We start from the raw sequence: 22,406 nt of genomic DNA, 5'->3' as shown, positions 1-22,406 counted from the left end.
TGGTTGAATACCTGGCTTGCCATGCAGGCGGCGAAGCCCGGGTTGTTTGCGCCGTTGCAAATAGCCTGTTGAGGTATAGATCGGCTCTTTTGCCTTAACAAGAACCTCGCCATGGCGGCGCGATGACCGGTGTCGTGGCCGGGGCGGCGCGCGGTTGTCAGGGCGCGCGCTGCGCCAACGCCGGATGGATCAGGTCGGGGGAGGGCGTGCGAAGGTCGCCCATGGCGGCGCGACCCGATCAGCACGAGTGGACCCGCCAGGGCGGCGGGTCCGCAAGGGCTCAGAGTGTCGGCAACTGGCCGATGCGACCGAACATCTCGGTGACGATCTGCAGGTCCAGCTGGAACTGCTCGACGGTCTTGAACTCGTTGTCGTTGTGGCCGGTGTACTTGACCTCGGGACGGGCCAGGCCGAATTGCACGCCGTTGGGCAGTTCATGCACCGAGGTGGCGCCGGCGGAGGTGCCGAACTCGTGCTTCATGCCGAGGTTTTCGCTGGCCACCGCCAGCAGCGCCTTGACCCATTCACCCTCGGGGTTGCGGTACATCGGCTCGGCGATCGAATAGTCGAAGTTCACCGCGACCTGGTTCTGCTTGCTCCAGGCGGCCAGCTTGTCGGCAATTTCCTTTTTCAACACCTCCGGGGTCTTGCCCTTGGACACGCGCAGGTTGACCGCCAGCTTGAAGGCTTTTTCGTCCTGGCCGACATAGGTCAGGGAGGTGGTCAGCGGGCCCATGAAGTCATCGGCGAAACCGACCCCCAGCGTGTTGCCCAGGTAGTCCAGGCCCCAGTTGTCGGCGGCATAACGCGCCGCGTCGGTGATCGGGTTGTGCTTGAGCGCGACCTTGCCGTCGAGGCCGTTGATGAAGTCGAGCATGCGCGCCACCGGGTTGACCCCGGACTCGGGCTCGGAGGAGTGGGCGGACACGCCGGTGACCGTCAGCTTGACGTCCTTGCCTGCGACCTTGGCGGCCACGCTGAAGTCGCCGCCGTGGGCCTTGGCGTATTCGCTGCCGGCCTTCTGCAGGCTGGCCGCCAGTTCCGCGGGTTGGTCGGTCACCAGGGTGGCGACCGAGGCGCCCGGGATCTGGTTGGTGGCCAGGCCGCCGGTCATCGAGACGATCTCCGCGCCTTTGCCCTCGGCGGCACGCCGCGGGAAGCTGGCCATGACGGTGCCGTAGCCTTTCTCGGCGATCACCACCGGGTAGCCGCCGTCCAGCGCCAGGTTGTAGTTGGGCGTCGGGTTGCGTTCGAAGTAGTAGGGAATCGCGTCGCCGCTGGTTTCCTCGGTGGTGTCCACCAACAGCGTGAAGTTGCGCGCCAGGGGCAGCTTCTCTTCCTTGATGATCTTCATGGCGTACAGGGCCACGACTATGCCGTTCTTGTCGTCCTCGGTGCCGCGGCCGTACATGCGGTCGCCGACCAGGGTGACCTTGAACGGGTCGAGCTTGGTGCCGTCCTGCAGCACCCAGTTCTCCGGCGTCACCGGCACCACGTCGGCATGGGCGTGGATGCCCACCACTTCTTTGCCGCTGCCTTGCAGGGAGATCTCGTAGACGCGGTTGTCGATGTTGCGAAAGTTCAGGTCGAAGGCCTGGGCCAGGTCCTTGATTTTGTCGGCGATCTTGAGGAACTCGGGGTTCTCGTGCTGCGGCACGCCATCGACGTGCACGGTGGGGATCGCCACCAGCTCGCGCAGGGTCTCAGTGGCGGCCTTGCCGTACTTCACCCGCGCATACAGGCCCAGCAGGCGATGGATCTCGTTCTGCTGCTCGGCGGAAAGCGCCTTGTTGTCGAGGAAGGCATTGATGGCCGGGCCGAGGTTGGCTTCTTTGACCACCTCGCTCTTGGCCGCCTCATTTTTGCTCAAGGTGCCGAGGAACTGGCGGAAATCCGTGACCGAGGCATCGGCGAAGCTCTTGAGAATCGCCGCGTTCTGCTGCGGGGTGGTGTTGGCGTGGGCGGCGGTGGTGAAGGCTGACAGGCTGGCCAGCACCAGGGTGGCCGCGGCCAGTTGCTTGAGGGAGAAATCCATTGCGGGAGGCGTTCCTTGCAGATTGTTAGGAAATATCTGACCTCCCAACCTAACACCACAAGGGAAGGGTACGGGAGCCCCCGAAGTGGGATCTGTCGCACAGAAATGCAAAAGCGGCGCAGAAACGAAAAAAAAACGGCCCTGGGGCGCCTGGCAGATCGGCTGCTTTTTAGCCGGCACGCAAGGCTCAAACTCGAGGCTTGGCGGCCGTTTTTCCAGGCTGCGTCCTGGCCGATATTTTCTGTCCCTGTGGGCCTGCGGGGCAGTAGAATCCCGTCGCCCGGTAACGCCTGCGAGGTTGACACGGCAGGCCACGGCGGCGGCGTTGGCGCTGGCGTCCGGGCAGGTTTCTTGGTGTGGGCAGTGCCGGGTTTCTCCGGTGATTTACACTGAAACCGCATAGGGTCGGGTAAGACAGGCGAGGGTGTATGGCGGTTGAGCGACGGGATTTCAGTGGCGGCATGAAGGGCAAGAACCTGCGTTACCTGGAAGAGGCGCGGGTGGCGCCCGCGGCCCATGTGCGGGCGGGCTTCCTGCTGCTCGAGCACTTCTCGTTGCCGGCCTTCACCCAGGCCCTGGATACCATCGTCACTGCCAACCTGCTGCGTCCCGCCTTGTTCTCCTCAACGACCTTCGGCTTGCAGGACGGCGAGGTCACCAGCGACCTCGGGCTGGTGATCCGCCCCGATGCGCGCCTGACCCCGGTGGCGCTCAAGGACCTCGACCTGCTGGTGATCTGCGGCGGCTATCGCACGGAGCTCAAGGCCGATCCCCGGCTGAGCAGCCTGCTGAAAACCGCCGCCGAGCTGGGCATCACCCTGGCCGGGTTGTGGAACGGGGCCTGGTTCCTCGGCGTTGCGGGGCTGCTTGAAGGCTACCGTTGTGCGATCCACCCGGAGCATCGTCCCGCGCTGGCGGAGATTTCCAAGGTCACCCATGTCACCAGCGAGGCCTTTGTGGTGGACCGCGACCGGCTCACGGCGTCCAGTCCCGCCGGCGCCTTCCATATGGCCCTGGAATGGATCAAGGGGCTGCACGGCAAGGCGCTGGTCGAGGGCATCGAGGACATCCTGTCGTTCGAGGAATCCCGCTACCGGCGCATCAAGCCGACGATGCATGTGTCGTTGAGCGCGCCCTTGCGTGAGGTGGTCAACCTGATGGACGCCAACCTCGAGGAACCGCTGCAAATGGACCAGCTGGCGGAGTATGCCGGGCGTTCCCGGCGGCAGATCGAGCGCTTGTTCAAGGAGCAACTGGGCACCACCCCGCAGCGCTACTACCTGGAATTGCGCATCACCGAAGCGCGTCGATTGCTGCAGCACACCGAACTGTCCCAGGTCGAGGTGCTGGTGGCCTGCGGCTTCGTCTCGCCGAGCCATTTCAGCAAGTGCTACAGCTCGTATTTCGGCTATCGGCCGTCGAAGGAAAAGCGCCTGGTGAAATGATCGCGGGCGATTTACCCGGCAGCCAAATGAGGGGGGCATGTCGCCCATCTCATATTTCATCAGCTTTTCGCTGAGTCATCGATTTTTTGAAATCACACCGTTCATGTATTGATTCAAATCGCGCAGGTCCTTAATGCTCCAGGCGTGCGGCGGTATCTTTACGCCATTCTCTCGCAAGGTTCTTGGAATCAAGTCGCCATTTGGGCGAAGTATTATCGATGACACGATAACGCCCGGATAATCGTTGAGCCGTTTCTTGAAAGTGGGTGTTGTAAGGTCAGGTGTTGGAGGGTTGCTTTTATTGGCCAGTGGTCCGCTTCCTTTGATATCTGCTCCGTGGCACACGGCACATCGCTGCGAATAGAGGTTTTTCCCATTGTTATCCGCGAAGGACAGTGATGTTTGAGTGAGCGATAGAACGCCTAGCGAAGCGATGAGCAATACCTTTACTTTCATTTTCCATACGTCCTTGTCGTGTCAATCAGCCTGAATCGAGGGCAAACGCTTGTCAGCCTTCCATCCAGACATCTTCGTAGCCTTGGTTGTCGATGATGAACTTGGCGCCAGCGGGCAGGCAAAGGTAATTCATCACCTGTGGCAGCATTTCACTGAGATGTTCAGTGTGAACCGCTTGATAAAAATCATCAGCGTTCGAATGTTCTCCGCAGTGAATAAACCAACTGATATTCCCCCCTCCGGCAGCGAAATGCGTGCGCCATAAATAGGTGACTTGCCCAGAGTGGCAATCGCGATGGCGACCATTTCGTCTGGAGGAAGTACGGGCAGTCCGTATTTTTTACAGATGTCTTTCTGGTGGAAAGCCTTATTCAGCGCCTGACGGCGGCCAGATTATCGACAGCGCGCGCTGACACCCGGCCCTGTGCTGTCGCGCCCACCACCGCTCACGCCGCCATGTTCGCTGCCATGAAAGGCTTGCGCGTGGCGGCGCGGGCGGCCAGTACCGCCAGCACGGCGCCCCAGGTGTGTCGGGGGTCGGGCGATTCGGCGTGAGAAGTAGCGGTCATGGCGACAGGTTTCCTGTGTGGCTGGAAGCGTCCGTGCTGACCGCCGGGCGTTGCCGGCCGGGTCTTGCGGACGCTTCGATGCATAAATGGGTGCACGCCGCCGGTGGAAGACCGGGCAGGCGCGTGAATGGCGATCGGGGCCGGCCCGGTGCTGGAGCGGCTCCGGTCGCGGCAGAAGGAAAACGCGACACCGGATTCGGTGCCGCGAAGCGAAGGGTGCCCAAGCCGGGCACCCAACGGACTACCAGAGGTTGTTCTGCATGAGCGGGATCAGGCGCTTGCCGCGCTCAGCCCGACAGGGTGGCGTTGTCGATGACGAAGCGGTACTTGACGTCGCCCTTGAGCATGCGTTCGTAGGATTCATTGATCTGGTCCGCGCGCACCAGCTCGATGTCGGCGACGATGCCGTGCTCGGCACAGAAATCGAGCATCTCCTGGGTCTCGGCAATGCCGCCGATCATCGAGCCGGCGAGGGTCCGGCGTTTCATGATCAGGTTGAACACATTGGGCGAGGCATGCGGAGTCGCCGGGGCGCCCACCAGGGTCATGCCGCCGTCGCGCTTGAGCAGCACCAGGAAGGCGTCGAGATCGTGGGGCGCGGCCACGGTGTTGAGGATCAGGTCGAAGCTCTTGGCGTGGGCGGCCATTTCCTCGGCATTGCGCGACACCACCACTTCGTCGGCGCCCAGCTGGCGAGCGGCCTCGCGCTTGGAGTCAGAGGTGGTGAATGCCACCACGTGCGCGCCCAGGGCATGGGCCAGCTTGATGCCCATGTGGCCCAGGCCACCGATGCCGACCACGCCGACTTTCTTGCCAGGGCCGACCTTCCAGTGGCGCAGCGGCGAATAGGTGGTGATGCCCGCGCACAGCAGCGGCGCAACGGCGGCCAATTGCTCCTCGGGGTGGCGGATGCGCAGCACGTAGCGTTCGTGGACCACGATCTGTTGCGAGTAGCCGCCCAGGGTCCAGCCCGGGGCGTCCGGCGTCGGGAAGTTGTAGGTGCCGATCAGGCCGTCGCAGTAGTTCTCCAGGCCGTCCTCGCAGTCGGCGCAGTGCTTGCAGCTGTCGACGATGCAGCCGATGCCCACCAGGTCGCCCGGGCGGAAGCCGTGCACATGGGCGCCGACCGCCGCGACCCGGCCGACGATCTCGTGGCCGGGCACGCAGGGAAACTGCGTGCCTTGCCACTCGGCGCGCACCTGGTGCAGGTCCGAGTGGCAGATGCCGCAGAAGGCGATGTCGATCTGCACGTCATGGGCGCCGGGGGCGCGGCGGGTGATCTGCAGTGGTTCCAGAAGTTGGTCGCCCGCATGGGCGCCATAGGCGTTGACTAACATTGCACACTCCATCCTGCGTTACGTTGGATGGCCATTTTCCCGGGCAGGTGCAGGCGGCCAGTAGTGCATTTCGCTGGAATTCTTGCCTGATTCTCTGGACTTTGGTTTTTTCGGTAGGAGCGGCACCGGGGCCGGGTTAACGTCTGGCAAGGAGGGTCCATACCGACATGACACGCCCACACGACACCCGCGCCCAGGCGCCCCAGGAAACCCTCACGCGTCTCATTGGCGCCTGGATCAAACACTCGGGGGACTGCCCGACAGCAATCCCCGGTCTGGGTTTGTTTCGCCGCGAGATCCCTTCGCCGCCCGCCGTGTGCATGGCAGAGCCGAGCATCGTTCTCGTCGCCCAGGGAGCGAAACAGCTGTGGGTCGGCGGCGAAGCCTACCCGTACGACCCTTCGCGCTTCCTCGTGACCTCACTGGACCTGCCGGCCAATTCGCAGGTGACGACGGCCAGCCTGGAGCAACCCTGCCTCGGGCTGGGCTTCAAGCTCGACCCGCGCATGCTGGCGGAGCTGGCCGCCCAGGGTGGGCTGCTGCAACCTCGCGATCGAGGCACAGGCAAGGGCGTGGGCATCGGCACCGCGACCCCGGCCATGTTGGCCTCGTTCGTGCGCCTGCTGGAGTTGCTGGACGAGCCCGAAGCCATCCCGGTGCTGGCGCCGCTGATCCAGCGCGAGATCCACTACCGCTTGCTGCTGAGCGACCAGTCGGCGCGGCTGCGGCAGATTGCCTCCGTCGACGGCCAGGGCCACCGCATCGCCAGGGCCATCGACTGGCTGAAACTGAATTACACCGCGCAACTGCGGGTCGACGAACTCGCCGCCCGGGTGCAGATGAGCACGCCGACCTTTCACCACCACTTCCGCCAACTCACCGCCATGAGCCCGTTGCAATACCAGAAATGGCTACGCCTGACCGAAGCCAGGCGCCTGATGATGAACGAACACCTGGACGTCTCCAGCGCCGCCTTCAAGGTCGGCTACGAAAGCCCCTCGCAGTTCAGCCGCGAATACAGCCGCCTGTTCGGCGCAGCGCCCAGGCGGGATATTGCGCAGTTGCGGGGGGGAGGTAGGAGGGGGGAGTAAGAGTATTAGGGTTTAAGGGGCGCTTGAATTGAAAAAGGTGCGCGACCGTGACTAAGGCTTTTTTCGTCTGCGCAGGTCGCCTTTTCTGGTTTTTCTCTGGATATCCCCCGTCCTGACGGCATTGAGCATTTTCTGAAACTTTGAGCATTCAATGTGACGAGCAGCGGGGCAGGACGCGACTCGACGAAGCTCGTCGCGTATGGCGCTGAGTCGCTCGATGGTACGGTCCAGTTCGTCAGCCTTGTCGTTAAGCCGCTGGCGATCAATCTCAGGCTGACCCTCCGCGTCCAGCATGGCGACGAGATCGTCCAGTGAAAACTCTGCCGACTGCCCGAGCGCGATCAAGGACAATCGCTGGAGTACATCGGCACGAAACACGCGACTCAGGCCACGACGACCTATCGAACTGATAAGACCTTTCTCTTCGTAGTAGCGCAGCGTTGAAGCCGGTAGGCCGGAACGCCGTGCCACTTCACCAATATCCAGCTCTTTCATGCTTGACCTCAAGTCGACTTGAACCTGCAGACTGCTCGGATCAAACCGCCAAAACAGGTTCAAGGCAAGGAGCAATACCATGGGAACAGCCGAGACAGCACTGCGCATTCTGTTTGTTGGAATGGGGGCCACGCTGATCATGGACGTATCGGCTTTTATTCAAGCACGAGTGTTTGGCCTGGCGTCGCTTGACTATGGCCTGGTCGGTCGTTGGCTGGGCCACATGTTCCAGGGGCGGTTTCGTCATTCCCCGATCATGACGGCGGCTCCTGTCAGGAATGAACGCCTGATGGGGTGGGTGTTCCATTACGTCACGGGTATTGTCTTCGCGATGATGCTGATCGGTGCGAAAGGGCTTGTCTGGATCTGCAACCCCACGCTGGCGCCTGCGCTGGTGATGGGGTTGGTCAGTGTGATTGCGCCTTTCTTCATCCTGCAGCCCGCGTTCGGTTTCGGCGTTGCCGCTTCGAAAACAGCGGCACCGAACGTGGCAAGGCGCAGAAGCGTCACTGCGCATCTGACGTTCGGGCTGGGGCTTTTTGTGGCGGGATGGCTGTTGATGCTGCTCTTTCCGGCATCGTTATGCCTAAGTTGAGTGCCTTTTGGGGCAGCGGCGGGGCTCAGGGTAAGAGCGTAAGTCCTGAGTGCATATTGCTGGCCGGTTTCTGCCTGTCGCCACCGACGGCATGGGTAGCGGCCTGCCGATCATGAAGGCTCTTCTTGATGCCGACGCGCCGTGCGTTCAGTTGGCTGACTGTGGCATTTGGCATAGGATCATGGACGACAGTTCTGTCGCTCAACGGCCACCGCCTAAACACCGACATACCGATACAGTTCGCTTCCGGCCCGAGAAAAGCAGAGGTGTGTATGCCGCCATTCAAAATGCGCGAGCTAAGCCGTACCGATACGCAAGCGCTGCTGGCCTTCGAAACCCTGAACCGTGAGTGGTTCGAATCCCATATCGAGGCGCGTGCCCCGGCCTTTTATTCGTTGCAGGGCGTCGCCGAGCATATCGAGGGCTATCTGGCCGCTTTCGCGGCCGGCACCTGGCACCCCTTGGTGATCGAGGACTGCAGCGCAAACATCATCGGTCGCGCCAACCTGAAAAACATCGATACCGCGCAGCGCTCCGCCGAAGTCGGCTATCGGATTGCCCAGAGCGCCTGCGGCCAGGGGCTTGCGACACAGGCGCTGCGGCAACTGATCGAGCAAGCGCGGACGCGCTGGCAACTGACGCAGCTGGTGGCTTATGTCTACCCGGAAAATCTCGGCTCGACCAAGGTCGTGGAACGCTGCGGGTTCTTGCCGGAGCAGCCCGCAGAAGACAGCAAGGCGGGAGCCGAGCGCCGGTTCGTTCTCCCGATCTAGATAAGGGTTGTGGCCCTTTACCGCACTCGCGACTCTGACTGCTGGCCTGTAACCGCTACGTCGTGTCAGTCAGCCGGATAGCGCTTACCCGCGCCGCTCGGCCACCAACAGCAATGACTGTGGCACCGGGCTTTGTGGGTGTTGCGGTTCCTGCAGGCTGGCGAGCTGGAAGCCGGCCATGTCCAGGGCGTTGAGCCAGCTGGACAGGGTGCGGAAGTACCAGGGCATGGGTTGCCACTGACCCTTGAAGCCGGCGAAGGTCTCTTCGCGCCAGCCATCCTGGTAGTCGCCGGCCGCGGCACTCCAGGGATGCAGGGTCTGGATCGCCAGCGCGCCGCCCGGGGCGAGCAGGGCGTGCATGGCGGCCAGCAGCGGGATGATGTCCTGGTGCAGCAGGGCGAAGTTGGCGCAGATCAGCTCGTAGTCGCGGCCGATGTCTACTTGCGCTTCCGCCAGTGCTGCATAGCTGGCCACATGCACCGTTGCCGAGCCCGCCGCCCGCGCCGCCTCCACCAGGGCCGCATCGCCATCCACCCCGACCGCCTCGATGCCCCGTTGCGCCAGGGCGCGCAACAGCCAGCCTTCGCCGCACCCCAGGTCGAGCACGCGCTCGGGCTGACGGCCCAGCACCGCCAGCAGGATCGCCTGGTCGGTGACCTCGACGCGGCTTTGAATGGCGCCGCCGCGAATGGCGTCGATCCAGGCCTGGGCGTTGTGCTGCCAGCTGTGCAGCAGGGTGGATTCGGCAGTGGGCATGTCGGTGTCCAGCGTCAGTGGTGGGGGGCTACGGAGTCGCTAGCGCTGACGTTAGCAGGCGGGGCGCCCGGGTCCAATACGTCGTTCGCCGCTCAGGCGCTTTCTAGAGGATGTGCATCCGGTCCTCGTCAGGCGACTTGTTGCGACTGGTGATCAGGCTCAGCAGCACCGAAGCCAGAATGATCCCGCCGACAGTGGCCAGCGACCATTCCACCGGCATGTGCAGCCAGGGCATCAGCGTCATCTTGCTGCCGATGAACACCAGCACGATCGCCAGGCCGTACTTGAGCAGGTGGAAGCGCTCGGCCATGTCGGCCAGCAGGAAGTACAGGGCACGCAGGCCCATGATCGCGAAGATGTTCGAGGTGAACACAATGAACGGGTCGGTGGTGATGGCGAAGATCGCCGGGATGCTGTCGACCGCGAACATCAGGTCGCTGGCCTCGATCAGCACCAGCACCAGGAACATCGGCGTGGCCCAGCGCCGACCGTCCTGCTTGACGAAAAAACGCTCGTCATGAAAGCCGCTGGTGATCCGCAGATGGTCCTGTATCCAGCGCAACAGGGGGTTCCTGGCGAGGTCGGGCTGCCGATGGGCGAACAGCAGCATCTTGATCCCGGTGATGATCAGGAACACACCGAACGCATACAGCAGCCACGCGAACTGCGACACCAGCCACACGCCGGCGAAAATCATCGCCCCGCGCATCGCGATCGCCCCGAGCACACCGTACAGCAACACCCGGCGCTGCAACTCCGGGGGCACGGCAAAGTAGCCGAAGATCATCACGAAGATGAACATGTTGTCGATCGACAGCGACTGCTCGATCAGATAGCCGGTAAGGAATTCCAGGGTCTTGCGTTGGGCGATCTCAGGCCCGAACTCGCCCTGCAGATACCACCAGAGCAATCCCGCGAAGGCCAGCGCCAGCGTGGACCAGGCAATCACCCAGCACGACGCTTCGCGTACCGATACGCGATGGGCCTTGCGCCCGCCGAGGACAAACAGGTCCAGGGCCAGCATGGCCAGAACGAAGATGATGAAGGCGAACCACATCCAGGGTTCGCCGATGTGCAGGGACTGCATGCCGTTCTCCCGGTCCGGGCGTGTGCTGAAGCCACGGTTCATGCTAGTGGGGAGATCGCGGTGAAGAAAAATCGATTATTCCTCACCCATGGTTCGTTATTTACGAAGTGTCGCTGAAGGTTCTCCCGCGAGGTTCATTCGGTCAGCAAAAAAAGGTCACTCCAGCCCGACGTTGTGGTGACCGGAGGGGGGCAGGGGAAAATCGGGCCCAGCTCGGTGGGCCTTTGCCTCAGTGAGCGCCCGCCGCCTTGTTCAAGTCGCTTTCGGCCCATTCGGTATAGAAGCAGGCGTCGGTTGCTAGCTGTTGCTGTCCAGCGTTCTTCAGAACAATCTGAATCTCCATTCCCACGTTTTTTGCAAGACCAAGATCGTGCATTGTGGCAGCTCGAATCAGTGGCGCTTTCAAGGGGTGATTGAGTGGATGGCATGAAGTTCGTTAAATCTTTTCCTGTTTTGCTTGGCTTGGGCATGGCACTGGGAAGCATGAACGCCTGGGGGCTGCCGAACGACAGTGAGCAACTCATTCGAGTTCAGGCCGACCGCAGTCAAATTGATAACAGGCAAGGTTTTGCTACTTATACCGGCAACGTCATCATTACCCAGGGTTCGATGAAGATCACCGGCGACACTGTGACTGTCACCATGAAAAAGGGCAGCCACAACGAGGTCGATGTCGTTACCTCCGTGGGCAACCTGGCCTATTTCGAACAATTGCAAAAAGCTACAGACCCTGAACCGGTCCAGGCATATGCCGTGACCATTCAATATCTGACCCAGCAGAATCGCATCATTCTGATCGACAGAGCCAAAGTAATCAGCGCAGGCAATACCACCTTGGGTGAGAAAATTGTCTATGACACCGTCAAGCAGATTGCCAGTGTTGGTCGCGCCACCGGTAGCAAGATCACCGAGTCGCGCCCTCGGACCGACATGGTCATCCAGCCGAAAAAGAAAAATGAGATGCAAAGGGCCCAGTAATGGGCACTGACAAGATCCGCCGCATCGAGGGACTGCCCCCTTCAGGCGATGTGGCTCATAACCATAGTTGGAAACGCGAAAGTTTCGGTGCTGTCGTTTCGTTCTCTAAAACAACAAAGAAATGGACTTGCCCATGATCAAAAAGGCGTTGTTCCTATCGTTTGCCAGCAGTCTTGGTCCTGGGTCCGCGCTCAAGCGATCGCAACTTCCTCTCCCTGTTCCAGCTTTATAGTCTTCGGCGATAGCCTCAGCAGTTCCGGGCAGATTGCTGACCCCGGCGGTCGCGCGGAGACTTCATTATTTCCATGTGCAAGATTCACTAATTGATCATGGAGAATGAAGCTGATTTTTAGGAAATATCTTATATCGACTGTCGAAGCTTCTATGTAGCGTTGCCGCACAAGTCGTTCAATTCCTGAGGAGTATTTCTTGTTCCGCATTCGTGGGCTCAGTGCCTGGACTGTAGGGCTTACGGCGGCCGGCAGCATGTTCTCCCCGTACTCGGTCGCCGCCCTTTCCGATGTCTGCCTTCCTTTAGGTTCCGCTGTTATCAGTGTTCCTTTTTCCAGCTCGCTGGTTGTGCAACGGGACGTCCCGGTTGGCGGCGTACTGGCGTCCGTGGAGGTCAAGACCCCTATTCGATGTAATAACCGCTTCTTTCCAACCGGGAGCTATGCCCAATACTTCAAGTCGTCTTCCAATGCGGCGGTTGGGGTCAGTCGTGGGGCATTCAGGACGAGCAACAGTGGGATCGGATTGAGGTGGAACCTGTCGTCGCCCCTGGGAAACTATGCGTTCAGCAGTACCGATCTCAACAGCACCAGTCCCATGACTGGCGTCGCCTTTCCCTATCTGGGAGGGGACAAATATTACTCGCTCCAACACACCTTCGAGTTGATCAAGCTGGGGGATGTGGCGGGGGGGAGTTTTCGATTTCCAGACTTCTCCGTGATGAGCAGCCCTGACTCTGTCCTGGGTGGCCTGTATGACAAGAAGCTCAACACCTTCACTTTTCCCCTGGTCAATGTGGCGGTGTCGTCCTGCTTCGTGATGGAGAACAGCATCCTGGTGAAGATGGGCAGGGTGGATGCGAACAGCTTTCGCGGCCCGGGCAGCATGACGCAGGAAAAGAACTTCTCCATCAACCTGCGCTGCGATGCGGGAGCCAGGGTCAACCTGACCCTGGATAATACCTATCAGGTCGGTGGCTACCCGGGGACCATCAGGTTGGCCTCTTCGGCGCAGTCGGCGACAGGGGTCGGCATCCAGGTACTCAATGCTTCCACGGCAAACCACACGCCAATGCTCCTGGGGCAGCCGCAGATGATGGGGCTGGCCAGCGGCGGGATCAATTCGTTGAAGCTGGCGGCCCGGTACATCCAGGTTGCCAATCAGGTTTCCAGTGGCAAGGCCGACGGCACGCTGACCTTCGTCCTCAGCTACCTTTGAAGGCTGGGCTGCCGATTGCGGTTCCTGCGTGCCGAGCCATCCTCAACCCGCCGCGAATGCTTGCCGCCCTCCAGGCGTCCGCGGCGGCGGGGCTGTCCAGGGCCGGACAGCGCGCTGCGCTATAACGGCATAAGCCAGCACCTTTGATTATTGGACAGGCCAAGTTCGCCCGGTCGATGCTGCGGGGCCGCTTGACCCAGGAGCCGTCACAAGGAGCTTGCCATGCCTGCGCAACGCCAACTCAAGCTGGGCGCCTTCATGCGTCCGGTCAGCATCCACACCGGCGCCTGGCGCTACCCGGGCGCCTATCGCGACGCCAACTTCAACTTCGCCCACCTCAAGCGTTTCGCCCAGACCCTGGAGCGGGCGCGCTTCGATGCGTTTTTCATGGCCGATCACCTGGCCTTGCTCAACATGCCCATTGACGCCTTGAAGCGCAGCCATACCGCCACCTCGTTCGAACCCTTCACCCTGTTGTCCGCCCTCAGCCAGGCGACCGAACGCATCGGCCTGGTGGCGACGGCCTCGACCACCTATGACGAGCCGTTTCATATCGCCCGGCGCTTTGCCTCCCTCGATCATTTGAGCAACGGTCGCGCCGGCTGGAACATCGTCACCACCGCCAACCCCGACGCCGCGCTGAACTTCGGCCTGGAGCAGGCCTTTGCCCACGACCAGCGTTATGCCCGGGCGCGGGAGTTCTATGAGGTGGTCACCGGGCTCTGGGACAGCTGGGCGGACGATGCTTTCGTGCGCGATGCCGACAGCGGGGTGTATTTCGACCCGGACAAGCTGCACCGCCTCGACCATGCCGGCCGCCACCTGAGCGTGCGCGGACCGCTGCACATCGCGCGCCCGGTGCAGGGCTGGCCGGTGATTGTGCAGGCCGGCGCGTCGGAGCCCGGGCGCCAGCTGGCCGCGGAAACGGCGGAGGTGATTTTTGTCGCCCCCGGCACGCTGGAGGAGGGCCGGGCGTTCTATGCCGATATCAAGCGGCGCATGCTCGCCGTCGGCCGCGACCCCGAACACCTGAAGATCCTGCCCGGGGCCTTTGTGGTGGTCGGCGACACCCTCGAGGAGGCGCGGCGGATCCGCGCGCACCTCGACAGCCTGGTGCACTACGAGAGCGCGATTGCCTCGCTGTCCATCGCCCTGGGCACGGACGCAACGCAATTCGATCCGGACGCTTTCCTGCCGCCGATTCCCGAGACCAATGCCAGCCAGAGCGCCCGCGAGCGCGTATTGGCCCTGGCCGATCGCGAACCGCTGACGGTCCGCCAACTGGCCCAGCGCCTTGGTGGATACGCCGGCCTGTCGTTTGTCGGCACCGCCCGGAGCATCGCCGACGACATGCAGCAATGGCTGGAGACGCGCGGCAGCGACGGTTTCAACATCATGTTTTCCTGGCTGCCGGGCGGCCTCGACGACTTCGTCGCCAAGGTCGTTCCCGAATTGCAGGGGCGGGGGATTTTCCGTCACGAATACGAGGGCGCCACCTTGCGCGAAAACCTTGGGCTGCCACGTCCGGCGAACCGGTTTTTTGCCTAGGCGAGCGATTGCACGGGTTAGCCGTCAGGGCGGTTCCGCGTCGCGATCAAGGACAGCCAGCCCCAAGGTCGAAGGGGAGGGTTGTCGCTCCAACGCGCCTGGAGCCGCGGCCACAGGTATTTGTTGCAAGCCGCGATGGTGTACATGACAATGCGAGTCATTATCAGTCGCGAATTATTCCATCGTCATGCCCGCCAACGACTTGTCCTTACGCAGTGCTGTCAACGATCTGTATTGTGACCATCACGGTTGGCTCCAGGGCTGGCTGCGCAAGCGCCTGGGCAACGCCTTCGATGCCGCGGACCTGGCCCAGGACACCTTCGTCCGGGTGATCAAGGCCCGCTCCGCGCTGGACATCTGTGAGCCGCGCTCGTACCTGTCGATGATTGCCAAGGGCCTGCTGATCGACCTGTTTCGTCGGCGTTCGCTGGAGCAGGCCTACCTCGACGTGCTGGCCGCCATGCCCGAGGCCCTGCAGCCGTCGCCGGAGGAACAGGCGATCCTGTTCCAGGCGCTGATGGAGATCGACCGTCTGCTGCAAGGGTTGGGGCCGCGGGTCAAGCAGACCTTTATCCTGTCGCAGTTCAGTGGCCTGACCTACCCGCAAATCGCCGAGCAGCTGGGCGTCAGCGTGCGCACGGTGAACAACCACATGGCCAAGGCCATGGAGCATTGCTGTCTGATGCAGATCCAGTTGCAACTCCCATGAGCCTGCCCGCCGAAGAAATGAAAGCCATCGGCGTCGCCGCGCGCTGGTATGCCCGCCTGCATTCCGGCACCGCAACCGACGCCGACCGGGCCGCCTGGGACAGCTGGCTGGCGGCCGATCCACTGAATCGCCAGGCCTGGCAGAGAATGGCCGCGGTGGCCGAGCAGATGGCCAGCGTGCCGGGCGCCCTGGCGGCGCCGACCTTGAGCCAGGCCGGCAATAGTTCCCGCCGCCAGGTGCTGCGCAGCGCCTTGCTGCTGACCTGCGCCGGTTCCCTGGGCTGGCTGGGCTGGCGCAGCCAGGCCGCGCAGAACCTGATGTGCGACTACCGCACTCGGGTGGGCGAGCGCCGCGAATTGCGCCTGGCGGACGGCAGCAGCCTGCTGCTCAACACCGACACCTCGGTCAACCTGCGCTTCGATGGGCGCCAGCGGGTGCTGGAGCTGCTGTGGGGCGAGATCCTGGTGAGCACCGCGCCTGATCCATTGCAGCGGCCCTTCAAGGTGGTCACCCGCCACGCCGAGGTGCTGGCGCTGGGCACGCGTTTTATCGTGCGCAGCCAGCCCGGGGGCGGCGAGGTGGCGGTGCTGGAAAAGGCGGTGGAGGTTAGTGTGCCGGGCGGCAGTCCGGCGATGCGGGTCGAGGCCGGCAAGCGGCTGGCGTTCGACGAGCGCAGCCTGGGCACGCCACGGGGCAACGATGTCTCGGTGGGCGCCTGGCAGCAGGGCAGCATCATCGCCATCGACCGGCCGTTGGCGGCGCTGCTCAACGACCTGTCGCGCTATCGCCCCGGGGTGCTGCGTTGGGACCCGGCCATCGGCGACCTGAAAGTCTCCGGGGTCTTTCCCATCGACGATACCGACCTCGCCCTGGCGGCGCTGGAGAGTGGGTTTGCCTTGCGCGTGACCCGCTACAGCCGTTTCTGGGTCCAGGTCGCCCGGGCCGATTCGCGCTGAATAGGCGCCTTGGATAAAAAATTCTGCGGCGCCTGCACTTTTCGAGCGCACCGTTCGGCTCATCCCTCAGTGAGTTGTTATTGACTGTTTTGGGGGAGGGAGCATGTCTCGGGTGAACGCGCCAGGTCGTCTGGCGAACGCAGTGAAAGTCGCTTTGCTGGCAACCACCATGGGCAGCGCCTGTTCGGCGAATGCCGACCCGGCCACAGGGGCCGCGGCGCAGCAGAGCCAGGTCCGCGCCTACGACATCGGCGCCGGCAGCCTGGTGGATGTGCTGACCCGTTTTTCCAGCGCCGCCGGGGCGGCGATTTCCTTTGATGCGCAGCAAACCCAGGGTCGGCAATCGCCCGGGCTCAAGGGCCAGTTCGGGGTCGACGAAGGTTTTGCGCGGATTCTGCGCGGCAGCGGCCTGCGCGCCGAGCCCCAGGCCAACGGCAGCTATGTGCTGCGCGCGGTGCCGGTGCTCGGCTCGGCGCTGGAACTGGGCGCCACCAACATCGACGGCCAATTGCTGGGGGCAACCACCGAGGGCAGCGGCTCCTACACCACCGGGGCGGTGACCATCGGCAAGGGCCAGCACTCGCTGCGCGAGACCCCGCAATCGGTGACGGTGATGACCCGCAAGATGCTCGACGACCAGAACCTGCACAGCATCGACCAGGTCATGGAAAAGACTCCGGGCATCACCGTCTACGACTCGACCATGGGCGGCAAGTATTTCTACTCCCGCGGCTTTCGCATGTCGGGCCAGTATCAGTACGACGGCGTGCCGCTGGACATGGGCAACCAGTATGTCCAGGCCGACAGCTTCAGCGGCGACATGGCCTATTACGACCGGGTGGAAATCCTCCGTGGCGCCGCCGGGATGATGAAAGGTGCGGGCGGCACCGCCGGCGGGGTGAACTTCGTGCGCAAGCGCGGCCAGAGCACGCCGCAGACCGAAGTCACCTTGTCCGGCGGCAGCTGGGACAACTACCGTGGCCAGGTCGACACCGGCGGCCCGCTCAACCAGTCCGGCACCCTGCGTGGCCGCGCGGTGGTGGCCGAGCAGAGCCGGCGTTACTTCATCGACGACGCCAGTCGCAAGGACCAGGTGTATTACGGCGCGCTCGACTTCGACCTGAGCCCCGACACCACCCTCGGCCTGGGCATCGCCTATGAAGACGTCGACGCCAACCCGTGCTGGGGCGGCCTGCCGCGCTACAAGGACGGCAGCGACCTGAAACTCAGTCGCTCGACCTGCCTCGACCCGTCCTGGAACACCTGGCGCAGCAAGCGCACCACGGTGTTCGGCGACCTCAAGCACCAGCTCAACGACGACTGGGCGCTGAAGGTCGCCGGCGTCTACACCAAGAACACCCAGGACATCAAATACGCCTTCGCTTCCGGCGCGGTGACCCCCGGCGTCGACACCACCGGCATGCTCGGCAGCCTGTACGACTACGACCAGGTCGATTACGGCCTCGATGCCTACCTGGATGGCAAGTTCAACGCGTTCGGCCTGCAGCATGAGCTGGTGGTGGGGGTCAACGGCAGTCGCGCGGACAAGGACGATTTCTTCTCGGTGGCCTTCCTGCCGCAGCAGCAGAACGTGTTCAATCCGGACCGGCATATCCCGAAACCGGACGACAGTTACTTCATCGAGAACTCGACCCGCGGTGGCCCGGTGAAGACCGTCACCGAACAGCGTGGCCTGTACTCGACCCTGCGGCTCAATCTGGCGGAGCCCCTGACCTTCGTCGTCGGCGGCCGGGTCAGCTGGTACCGCTCGAAAAGCGATTCGGTGTTCCTCAACTCGGGCACTTCGGAGCACGCCAGAAGCACCGAGACCGGGCAGGTCACGCCCTTTGCCGGCCTGTTGCTGGACCTCAACGATAACCTGACCGCCTATGCCAGCTACGCGGAGATCTTCACGCCCCAGGGCAACCTCCGCTCGGAAAGCGGCTCGGCGCTTAAGCCGCTGGTGGGGGAAAGTTACGAGCTGGGGATCAAGGGCGAATGGTTCGACGGGCGCCTGAACAGCGCCTTCAACCTGTTCCAGACCGTGCAGAAGGACCAGGCGCAGACTGACTACAACTCCAGCTGTGCGTCATCGGACGGCTACTGCTACCTGAACTCCGGCAAGGTCCGCGCCCAGGGCTTCGAAGCCGAAATCAGCGGCGAGGTCATCGAGCGCCTGCAACTGCTGGCCGGCTACACCTATACCCAGACCAAGACCCTGGACGACATCGACAGCGGGCTCAATGGCGCCGCGTTCAACAGCTATGTGCCGCGCCATATGCTGCGCCTGTGGGGCGACTATGCCCTCGATGGCGCGTTCGAGCGCTTCAGCATCGGCGCCGGGGTCAACGCGCAAAGTGACAACTTCCGGGTCTCGCAGGTCACCAACGAAAAAATCACCCAGGCCGGCTACGCGGTGTGGAACGGCCGTATCGGCTACCGCATCGACGACACCTGGTCGCTGGCGCTCAACGGCAACAACCTGTTCGACAAGCGCTACTACTCCACCATCGGCATCGAAAGCTTCGGCAACTACTACGGCGATCCACGCAACTTCACCATGACCCTCAAAGCGCAGTTCTAAGTCGCTCAGGCAATAAAAAAACGCCACTCCCGGGAGTGGCGTTTTTGTCTGCGGCCGACTCAGCCGATTTCCACCCATCCCTGGGTATTGCCAGCTGCCAGCAGATCGGCGACCGGTTGCTGGGGACTGCACAATTTTCGGAAATTCCCTACAACACGCCTGTAACTTCTTTCAATAGGATGGCCAGCTGACTAAAAGGAGGGGCACGTATGGCTAATCACGGTTACATGACCATAACCGGCAAGGCCCAAGGACTGATTTCTGCGGGCTGCTCAACCCAGGACTCCATCGGCAACAAATGCCAGGCGGCGCATACCGACGAAATCATGGTGCTGTCTTACAGCCACAACATGGTCAATATTGGCAATATCAATAAGCCAACACACAGACCAATTACCGTCACAAAAAATATTGACAAGTCATCTCCCTTACTTGCTCAAGCGCTCTCAAGCAGAGAGGAAATAGCCTGTTCAATTAGTTTTTACCGAATTTCTTCATTTGGTTATCAGGAAAAATTTTACACGGTAGAAATTAGCGGTGGAATTATTGCCGACCTGACCGTTGAGATGCCTCACATTATTTTGCAGAACGACGCTGAGCCTCAAGAACATCTTGCGATTCGCTATCGCGATATTACTTGGACGCATCACGTAGCAGGAACCAGCGGACATAGCTCGTGGGGGAGTAACGAGTGGGACCTTTAAGGGAGAGTTGCACGCCAGGCAGTTGTGATTATTGGATGGTAAGCAAGGCCGCAGGAAACCTGGCGAATCAAGCCTGCACGCTAGGTGCGCGACACATTAAAAATGGCACTTTGCGTTTGCAGTTCAATCGTGAGGTTTCTTATTACGCAAGCAGCATTGTTAGTGATGTAGCACAAGGCAAAAAAAGTCCTGAACAGGGTCTGGCGGATATAAAAAACGAACAGAGCAGTTTGCTGAGTCAGTCCTGGGAAATAGCCAAGAAAGGTGCAGGTACCATCGCTGGGGCAATGCAAATTGTAACAGGCGCAGGGATCTGCTACGGCTCGGCCGGGACGCTGTGTCTTGTGGCGGGTGTGCCGATGATGGCCCATGGAGCAAATAACGTTTATGAAAACGGGCGTAATCTTTTAGAGGACCGCATTGATACAGAAGGCCCAGTCAGGAAGGGGTATCAAGCTGCAGCCAAGGCAGTCGGTTACGGGGCCCGCGAAGGAAATATGGTCTATGGTTCGGCCGACTTAGGGCTGTCTACATATGCTCTTGGTCGATTTGTATTAAAACCAGATGCCTGGCGCTTGTTTAGATACGTCAGAGCAGACTATGTACGATCCTATAAAAACATGGGGGCGGGCGCGATGGGTTTTGAAATATATACCGACTTCCAGACAGGAAAGCAGGTGTACCGAGAGTCCGGGAAATGATTTTGTGGGTTTTTCCTGTTTTGGCCGCTTGCGGCATTAGTGTTGCCTACTTTCTGAAGGTGCGCCTCTCTAGCTGCGATTTGAATTACGCCAGGTTTTATTTCTGTTTGGTGCTCAATGGTCTTTTTGTCGTGCCTTACATGGACATTCTTCAGAATGATGACTTTCTGTTCTTGGGGCATCGGCCCGAGATAATTTCAGAGCATCCATTTATTGGGTGGATTGCTTTTTCTTGCATATTTATTCATCTGTTTGCGCTCCCGGTTAAACGAAAAGTCAAGGTGTGGTTTTCACAAAAGTAAGCGCATGCGAATAAATGATTTCTGGATTACGCAGTGGCCGCAATTCACCTTGGGCGAGCTCTTTCGGTACTGTGAAGAAGCACTGTCCTGATCTGACAACCTCGGCCTGCCGCGCCCAGAGAATCGGTTTTTACCTGGGCGTGCAGGCCTGGAGAGAGGCGTGACTCAGCCGATCTCTACCCATCCCCGGATGTCATTGGCGCCTAGCAGATCAGCGACCGACTTCACGGCAATCCGGCCATCCACGGTGCCCAGCGCCAGTTGCCCGGCGTGGGCGTCCATGGCGTGGATGAGGGTCGGCAAGCCGTCGATCCGCGCCTTGGCGTTCAGCCGTAGCTGCCCGCTGCGGGCATCGATCAGCATGAGCGTTCCGTCCAGGAAAGCCGCCGCCACCAGGCCGGCTTCGGGCAGGTGGACGATCGCGCTGGGCGAGGCCGGCGTGGGATGCCGCCACAGTTCCTGGCCGCGCTCCAGGTGCCGGCGGTAGATGAAGCCCTGGTACGTATCGCCGACCGAAGGGTTGTAGTGCTGGCCGGCGATGACCACGCTCGCGCCCAGGGTATCCGCCACATAAGCGCCGCGGCATTCCATGGCGTGGCTGGCCCGGGTGCCGTCCTGCTTGAGCAGCGGCCAGAGCCTTTGCAGCGTGCCGTCGGGTTGGACGATGCACAGGTACTTGTGTTCGTGGGAACTGGCCGGCGTGCCCTGCAGTGCGAACAGATGGGGCGCGCCGCTGATGCCGATGTAATGGTTGAAGCAGTCGTAGTGGCCGATATCGACGGGCTGCACGTTGTCGCGAGCGGGGTCCAGCAGCAGATCGACGGCCTTCGAACCGGGGCTTCTCAATCGGTTGCGCCGCCCCAGCAGGCGGCCGTCGCTGGCTGCCGAAAAGGTGTATTCATCGTCGTATTCCTGTACCAGGACCAGGCCGTTGTCTGTCAGGGCATACAAGCGGGAATCGCGGCGATAGGCCTCGGGCCCGTCCTGCACCTGCACCCCGTGCACATGCACGCCGGCCCCGCGCAGGATCTCGGCGCCGTAGCCCGAACCGCCATGGTGGGCGAGCCGGCTGCCGTCCGTGCCGTAGATATCCAGCAGGCAGCCGTCGTGGGTGACTCCCAGGCGGTCCGGGCCGAGCCAGGCGATATCGCGGATCGCGCCCCGGCATTCCAGCTCGGGCAGACCCAGCCAATGGGCCAGGCGCATGGCTGGTGGGCGTTGGTCATCCGCGGCAAGGCCCGAGGCAGCGACGGTCGCGGCCGGGTCCAGTTCCAGCACTGGCGGCGTCCTGGTCGCCCAGGTCGCTTCGCTGTCATCGGCCTGAACCAGGAACAGGGTGTCGAGGATCACCGACCAGTCGCTGTCGTCCAGCCCGTCCCATTCTTCGTTCCATGGCCGCACCCAGGCTTCGATCCGCTCGCCGCTGGCGTCGTAGCGGCAGCGCGCCACTTCGGGGATATCGGCAAAAGGGCGACGGCTCTGGCCGGTCTGCCAGTTCCACACCGCCAGCTCGCCTTCGAACAGGTAGCCGCCGTCATAGCGGCCGGCGCCGATCACGATGCGGGGCAGGGTGGGGTGGAAACCCACATCGTTGATCGGCAGGCACAGTTCGTCGAAGATGGCGAACGGCACCGGCTCGCCACGTCGGTACAGGCCGAGCCGATAACGCAAGCCGGTGCCGCCATAGGCCGCGCGCGCGGGCGGATTGACCAGCAATGCAAACTCCGAGACCACCGCGGCGATATCCCCCGCCGGGTTGAAGAACGCGCCGCTGATCCTGCCGGTTCCGCGCAAGGTGGGGTCCATGATGCTGGTCATTGCTGCTCCCTGAGGGGT

General features: G+C 61.9%; 20 protein-coding genes and 1 pseudogene. 12 read left to right on the top strand and 9 right to left on the bottom strand.

The genetic code is table 11. The annotated features are described in order from the left end of the window. Positions 1-280: 280 nt before the first annotated feature. Positions 281-2,035 (bottom strand): dipeptidase, encoded by a 1,755-nt coding sequence (locus AC07PQ_RS02005; protein WP_493184605.1) that lies wholly within the window; start codon positions 2,033-2,035, stop codon positions 281-283. Positions 2,036-2,463: 428 nt separating this feature from the next. On the opposite strand from AC07PQ_RS02005, the gene AC07PQ_RS02000 reads away from it, so the two are divergent. Beyond that, entirely contained in the window at positions 2,464-3,480 is a 1,017-nt protein-coding gene (locus AC07PQ_RS02000) for a GlxA family transcriptional regulator (protein ID WP_493184606.1), read from the top strand. 75 nt (positions 3,481-3,555) lie between these two features. On the opposite strand, the gene AC07PQ_RS01995 is transcribed toward AC07PQ_RS02000, so the two are convergent. The 4 genes and pseudogenes from AC07PQ_RS01995 to AC07PQ_RS01980 all read right to left on the bottom strand — a co-directional run bounded on the left by AC07PQ_RS01995 (position 3,556) and on the right by AC07PQ_RS01980 (position 5,842). Further along, on the bottom strand, positions 3,556-3,936 hold the full coding sequence (locus tag AC07PQ_RS01995; RefSeq protein WP_493184607.1) for a c-type cytochrome: 381 nt from the start codon (positions 3,934-3,936) through the stop codon (positions 3,556-3,558). A 52-nt stretch (positions 3,937-3,988) separates the two neighbouring features. Beyond that, positions 3,989-4,242: pseudogene (locus AC07PQ_RS01990) on the bottom strand (immunity protein Imm33 domain-containing protein). Between the two features lie 140 nt (positions 4,243-4,382). Next, positions 4,383-4,505, bottom strand: coding sequence for a hypothetical protein (locus AC07PQ_RS01985; RefSeq protein WP_493184608.1), 123 nt, complete (start codon positions 4,503-4,505; stop codon positions 4,383-4,385). Positions 4,506-4,792: 287 nt separating this feature from the next. Further along, on the bottom strand, positions 4,793-5,842 hold the full coding sequence (locus AC07PQ_RS01980) for an NAD(P)-dependent alcohol dehydrogenase (protein ID WP_493184609.1): 1,050 nt from the start codon (positions 5,840-5,842) through the stop codon (positions 4,793-4,795). Positions 5,843-6,009: 167 nt separating this feature from the next. On the opposite strand from AC07PQ_RS01980, the gene AC07PQ_RS01975 reads away from it, so the two are divergent. Beyond that, on the top strand, positions 6,010-6,933 hold the full coding sequence (locus AC07PQ_RS01975; RefSeq protein WP_493184610.1) for an AraC family transcriptional regulator: 924 nt from the start codon (positions 6,010-6,012) through the stop codon (positions 6,931-6,933). A 51-nt stretch (positions 6,934-6,984) separates the two neighbouring features. Here AC07PQ_RS01975 and AC07PQ_RS01970 read toward each other — a convergent pair whose 3' ends face one another. Then, positions 6,985-7,428 carry a helix-turn-helix domain-containing protein gene (locus tag AC07PQ_RS01970; RefSeq protein ID WP_101339446.1) on the bottom strand — a complete coding sequence of 148 codons (444 nt, stop codon included), beginning with the start codon at positions 7,426-7,428 and terminating at the stop codon, positions 6,985-6,987. A gap of 79 nt (positions 7,429-7,507) precedes the next feature. On the opposite strand from AC07PQ_RS01970, the gene AC07PQ_RS01965 reads away from it, so the two are divergent. Both AC07PQ_RS01965 and AC07PQ_RS01960 read left to right on the top strand, forming a co-directional pair. Further along, a complete protein-coding gene (locus AC07PQ_RS01965; protein WP_101338288.1) occupies positions 7,508-8,023 on the top strand; it encodes a DUF2938 domain-containing protein in 516 nt (171 codons plus the stop codon). 272 nt (positions 8,024-8,295) lie between these two features. Continuing rightward, positions 8,296-8,796, top strand: coding sequence for a GNAT family N-acetyltransferase (locus tag AC07PQ_RS01960; RefSeq protein ID WP_007923425.1), 501 nt, complete (start codon positions 8,296-8,298; stop codon positions 8,794-8,796). Between the two features lie 84 nt (positions 8,797-8,880). On the opposite strand, the gene AC07PQ_RS01955 is transcribed toward AC07PQ_RS01960, so the two are convergent. Together AC07PQ_RS01955 and AC07PQ_RS01950 are read right to left on the bottom strand one after the other, a co-directional pair. Continuing rightward, positions 8,881-9,552 (bottom strand): class I SAM-dependent methyltransferase, encoded by a 672-nt coding sequence (locus tag AC07PQ_RS01955; RefSeq protein WP_493184611.1) that lies wholly within the window; start codon positions 9,550-9,552, stop codon positions 8,881-8,883. A 103-nt stretch (positions 9,553-9,655) separates the two neighbouring features. Further along, the gene (locus tag AC07PQ_RS01950) at positions 9,656-10,639 is read right to left on the bottom strand and encodes a TerC family protein (RefSeq protein WP_493184612.1); all 984 of its coding nucleotides are present in this window, start codon (positions 10,637-10,639) and stop codon (positions 9,656-9,658) included. A gap of 426 nt (positions 10,640-11,065) precedes the next feature. Here AC07PQ_RS01950 and lptA point away from each other — a divergent pair, with 426 nt between their 5' ends. The 8 genes from lptA to AC07PQ_RS01910 all read left to right on the top strand — a co-directional run bounded on the left by lptA (position 11,066) and on the right by AC07PQ_RS01910 (position 20,268). Next, positions 11,066-11,617 carry a lipopolysaccharide transport periplasmic protein LptA gene (gene lptA, locus AC07PQ_RS01945; protein ID WP_101338284.1) on the top strand — a complete coding sequence of 184 codons (552 nt, stop codon included), beginning with the start codon at positions 11,066-11,068 and terminating at the stop codon, positions 11,615-11,617. Between the two features lie 429 nt (positions 11,618-12,046). After that, positions 12,047-13,066, top strand: a complete 1,020-nt coding sequence (locus tag AC07PQ_RS01940; protein WP_493184613.1) for a fimbrial protein — start codon at positions 12,047-12,049, stop codon at positions 13,064-13,066. Positions 13,067-13,288: 222 nt separating this feature from the next. Beyond that, positions 13,289-14,614, top strand: coding sequence for an LLM class flavin-dependent oxidoreductase (locus tag AC07PQ_RS01935; RefSeq protein WP_493184614.1), 1,326 nt, complete (start codon positions 13,289-13,291; stop codon positions 14,612-14,614). Between the two features lie 187 nt (positions 14,615-14,801). After that, on the top strand, positions 14,802-15,323 hold the full coding sequence (locus tag AC07PQ_RS01930; RefSeq protein ID WP_493184615.1) for a sigma-70 family RNA polymerase sigma factor: 522 nt from the start codon (positions 14,802-14,804) through the stop codon (positions 15,321-15,323). Next, positions 15,320-16,279, top strand: coding sequence for a FecR domain-containing protein (locus AC07PQ_RS01925; protein WP_493184616.1), 960 nt, complete (start codon positions 15,320-15,322; stop codon positions 16,277-16,279). The genes AC07PQ_RS01930 and AC07PQ_RS01925 overlap by 4 nt, the downstream gene beginning before the upstream one ends. A 103-nt stretch (positions 16,280-16,382) precedes the next feature. Continuing rightward, positions 16,383-18,863 (top strand): TonB-dependent siderophore receptor, encoded by a 2,481-nt coding sequence (locus AC07PQ_RS01920; RefSeq protein ID WP_493184617.1) that lies wholly within the window; start codon positions 16,383-16,385, stop codon positions 18,861-18,863. 209 nt (positions 18,864-19,072) lie between these two features. Next, positions 19,073-19,567 carry an Hcp family type VI secretion system effector gene (locus AC07PQ_RS01915; RefSeq protein ID WP_007929110.1) on the top strand — a complete coding sequence of 165 codons (495 nt, stop codon included), beginning with the start codon at positions 19,073-19,075 and terminating at the stop codon, positions 19,565-19,567. Between the two features lie 35 nt (positions 19,568-19,602). Next, positions 19,603-20,268: a DUF4225 domain-containing protein gene (locus AC07PQ_RS01910; protein ID WP_493184618.1), complete on the top strand. Its 666-nt coding sequence runs from the start codon at positions 19,603-19,605 to the stop codon at positions 20,266-20,268. 467 nt (positions 20,269-20,735) lie between these two features. On the opposite strand, the gene AC07PQ_RS01905 is transcribed toward AC07PQ_RS01910, so the two are convergent. After that, a complete protein-coding gene (locus tag AC07PQ_RS01905) occupies positions 20,736-22,388 on the bottom strand; it encodes a hypothetical protein (protein WP_493184619.1) in 1,653 nt (550 codons plus the stop codon). Between the last annotated feature and the right edge of the window lie 18 nt (positions 22,389-22,406).

The organism is Pseudomonas sp. GW821-FHT09E12 (assembly GCF_059416085.1).
Note: the sequence above shows the minus strand (reverse complement) of the source record. Positions and strands in the feature narration are given on the sequence as shown.

Excerpts from the sequence above, each read along its gene's own strand:
- AC07PQ_RS01915 (WP_007929110.1), top strand. The coding sequence starts at position 19,073 with ATGGCTAATCACGGTTACATGACCATAACCGGCAAGGCCCAAGGACTG.
- AC07PQ_RS01960 (WP_007923425.1), top strand. The coding sequence starts at position 8,296 with ATGCCGCCATTCAAAATGCGCGAGCTAAGCCGTACCGATACGCAAGCG.
- AC07PQ_RS01925 (WP_493184616.1), top strand. The coding sequence starts at position 15,320 with ATGAGCCTGCCCGCCGAAGAAATGAAAGCCATCGGCGTCGCCGCGCGC.
- AC07PQ_RS01905 (WP_493184619.1), bottom strand. The coding sequence starts at position 22,388 with ATGACCAGCATCATGGACCCCACCTTGCGCGGAACCGGCAGGATCAGC.
- AC07PQ_RS02005 (WP_493184605.1), bottom strand. The coding sequence starts at position 2,035 with ATGGATTTCTCCCTCAAGCAACTGGCCGCGGCCACCCTGGTGCTGGCC.
- AC07PQ_RS01985 (WP_493184608.1), bottom strand. The coding sequence starts at position 4,505 with ATGACCGCTACTTCTCACGCCGAATCGCCCGACCCCCGACACACCTGG.
- AC07PQ_RS01965 (WP_101338288.1), top strand. The coding sequence starts at position 7,508 with ATGGGAACAGCCGAGACAGCACTGCGCATTCTGTTTGTTGGAATGGGG.
- AC07PQ_RS01980 (WP_493184609.1), bottom strand. The coding sequence starts at position 5,842 with ATGTTAGTCAACGCCTATGGCGCCCATGCGGGCGACCAACTTCTGGAA.
- AC07PQ_RS01935 (WP_493184614.1), top strand. The coding sequence starts at position 13,289 with ATGCCTGCGCAACGCCAACTCAAGCTGGGCGCCTTCATGCGTCCGGTC.
- AC07PQ_RS01975 (WP_493184610.1), top strand. The coding sequence starts at position 6,010 with ATGACACGCCCACACGACACCCGCGCCCAGGCGCCCCAGGAAACCCTC.
- AC07PQ_RS01955 (WP_493184611.1), bottom strand. The coding sequence starts at position 9,552 with ATGCCCACTGCCGAATCCACCCTGCTGCACAGCTGGCAGCACAACGCC.
- AC07PQ_RS01970 (WP_101339446.1), bottom strand. The coding sequence starts at position 7,428 with ATGAAAGAGCTGGATATTGGTGAAGTGGCACGGCGTTCCGGCCTACCG.
- AC07PQ_RS01930 (WP_493184615.1), top strand. The coding sequence starts at position 14,802 with ATGCCCGCCAACGACTTGTCCTTACGCAGTGCTGTCAACGATCTGTAT.
- lptA (WP_101338284.1), top strand. The coding sequence starts at position 11,066 with ATGAAGTTCGTTAAATCTTTTCCTGTTTTGCTTGGCTTGGGCATGGCA.
- AC07PQ_RS01950 (WP_493184612.1), bottom strand. The coding sequence starts at position 10,639 with ATGCAGTCCCTGCACATCGGCGAACCCTGGATGTGGTTCGCCTTCATC.
- AC07PQ_RS01920 (WP_493184617.1), top strand. The coding sequence starts at position 16,383 with ATGTCTCGGGTGAACGCGCCAGGTCGTCTGGCGAACGCAGTGAAAGTC.
- AC07PQ_RS02000 (WP_493184606.1), top strand. The coding sequence starts at position 2,464 with ATGGCGGTTGAGCGACGGGATTTCAGTGGCGGCATGAAGGGCAAGAAC.
- AC07PQ_RS01910 (WP_493184618.1), top strand. The coding sequence starts at position 19,603 with ATGGTAAGCAAGGCCGCAGGAAACCTGGCGAATCAAGCCTGCACGCTA.
- AC07PQ_RS01995 (WP_493184607.1), bottom strand. The coding sequence starts at position 3,936 with ATGAAAGTAAAGGTATTGCTCATCGCTTCGCTAGGCGTTCTATCGCTC.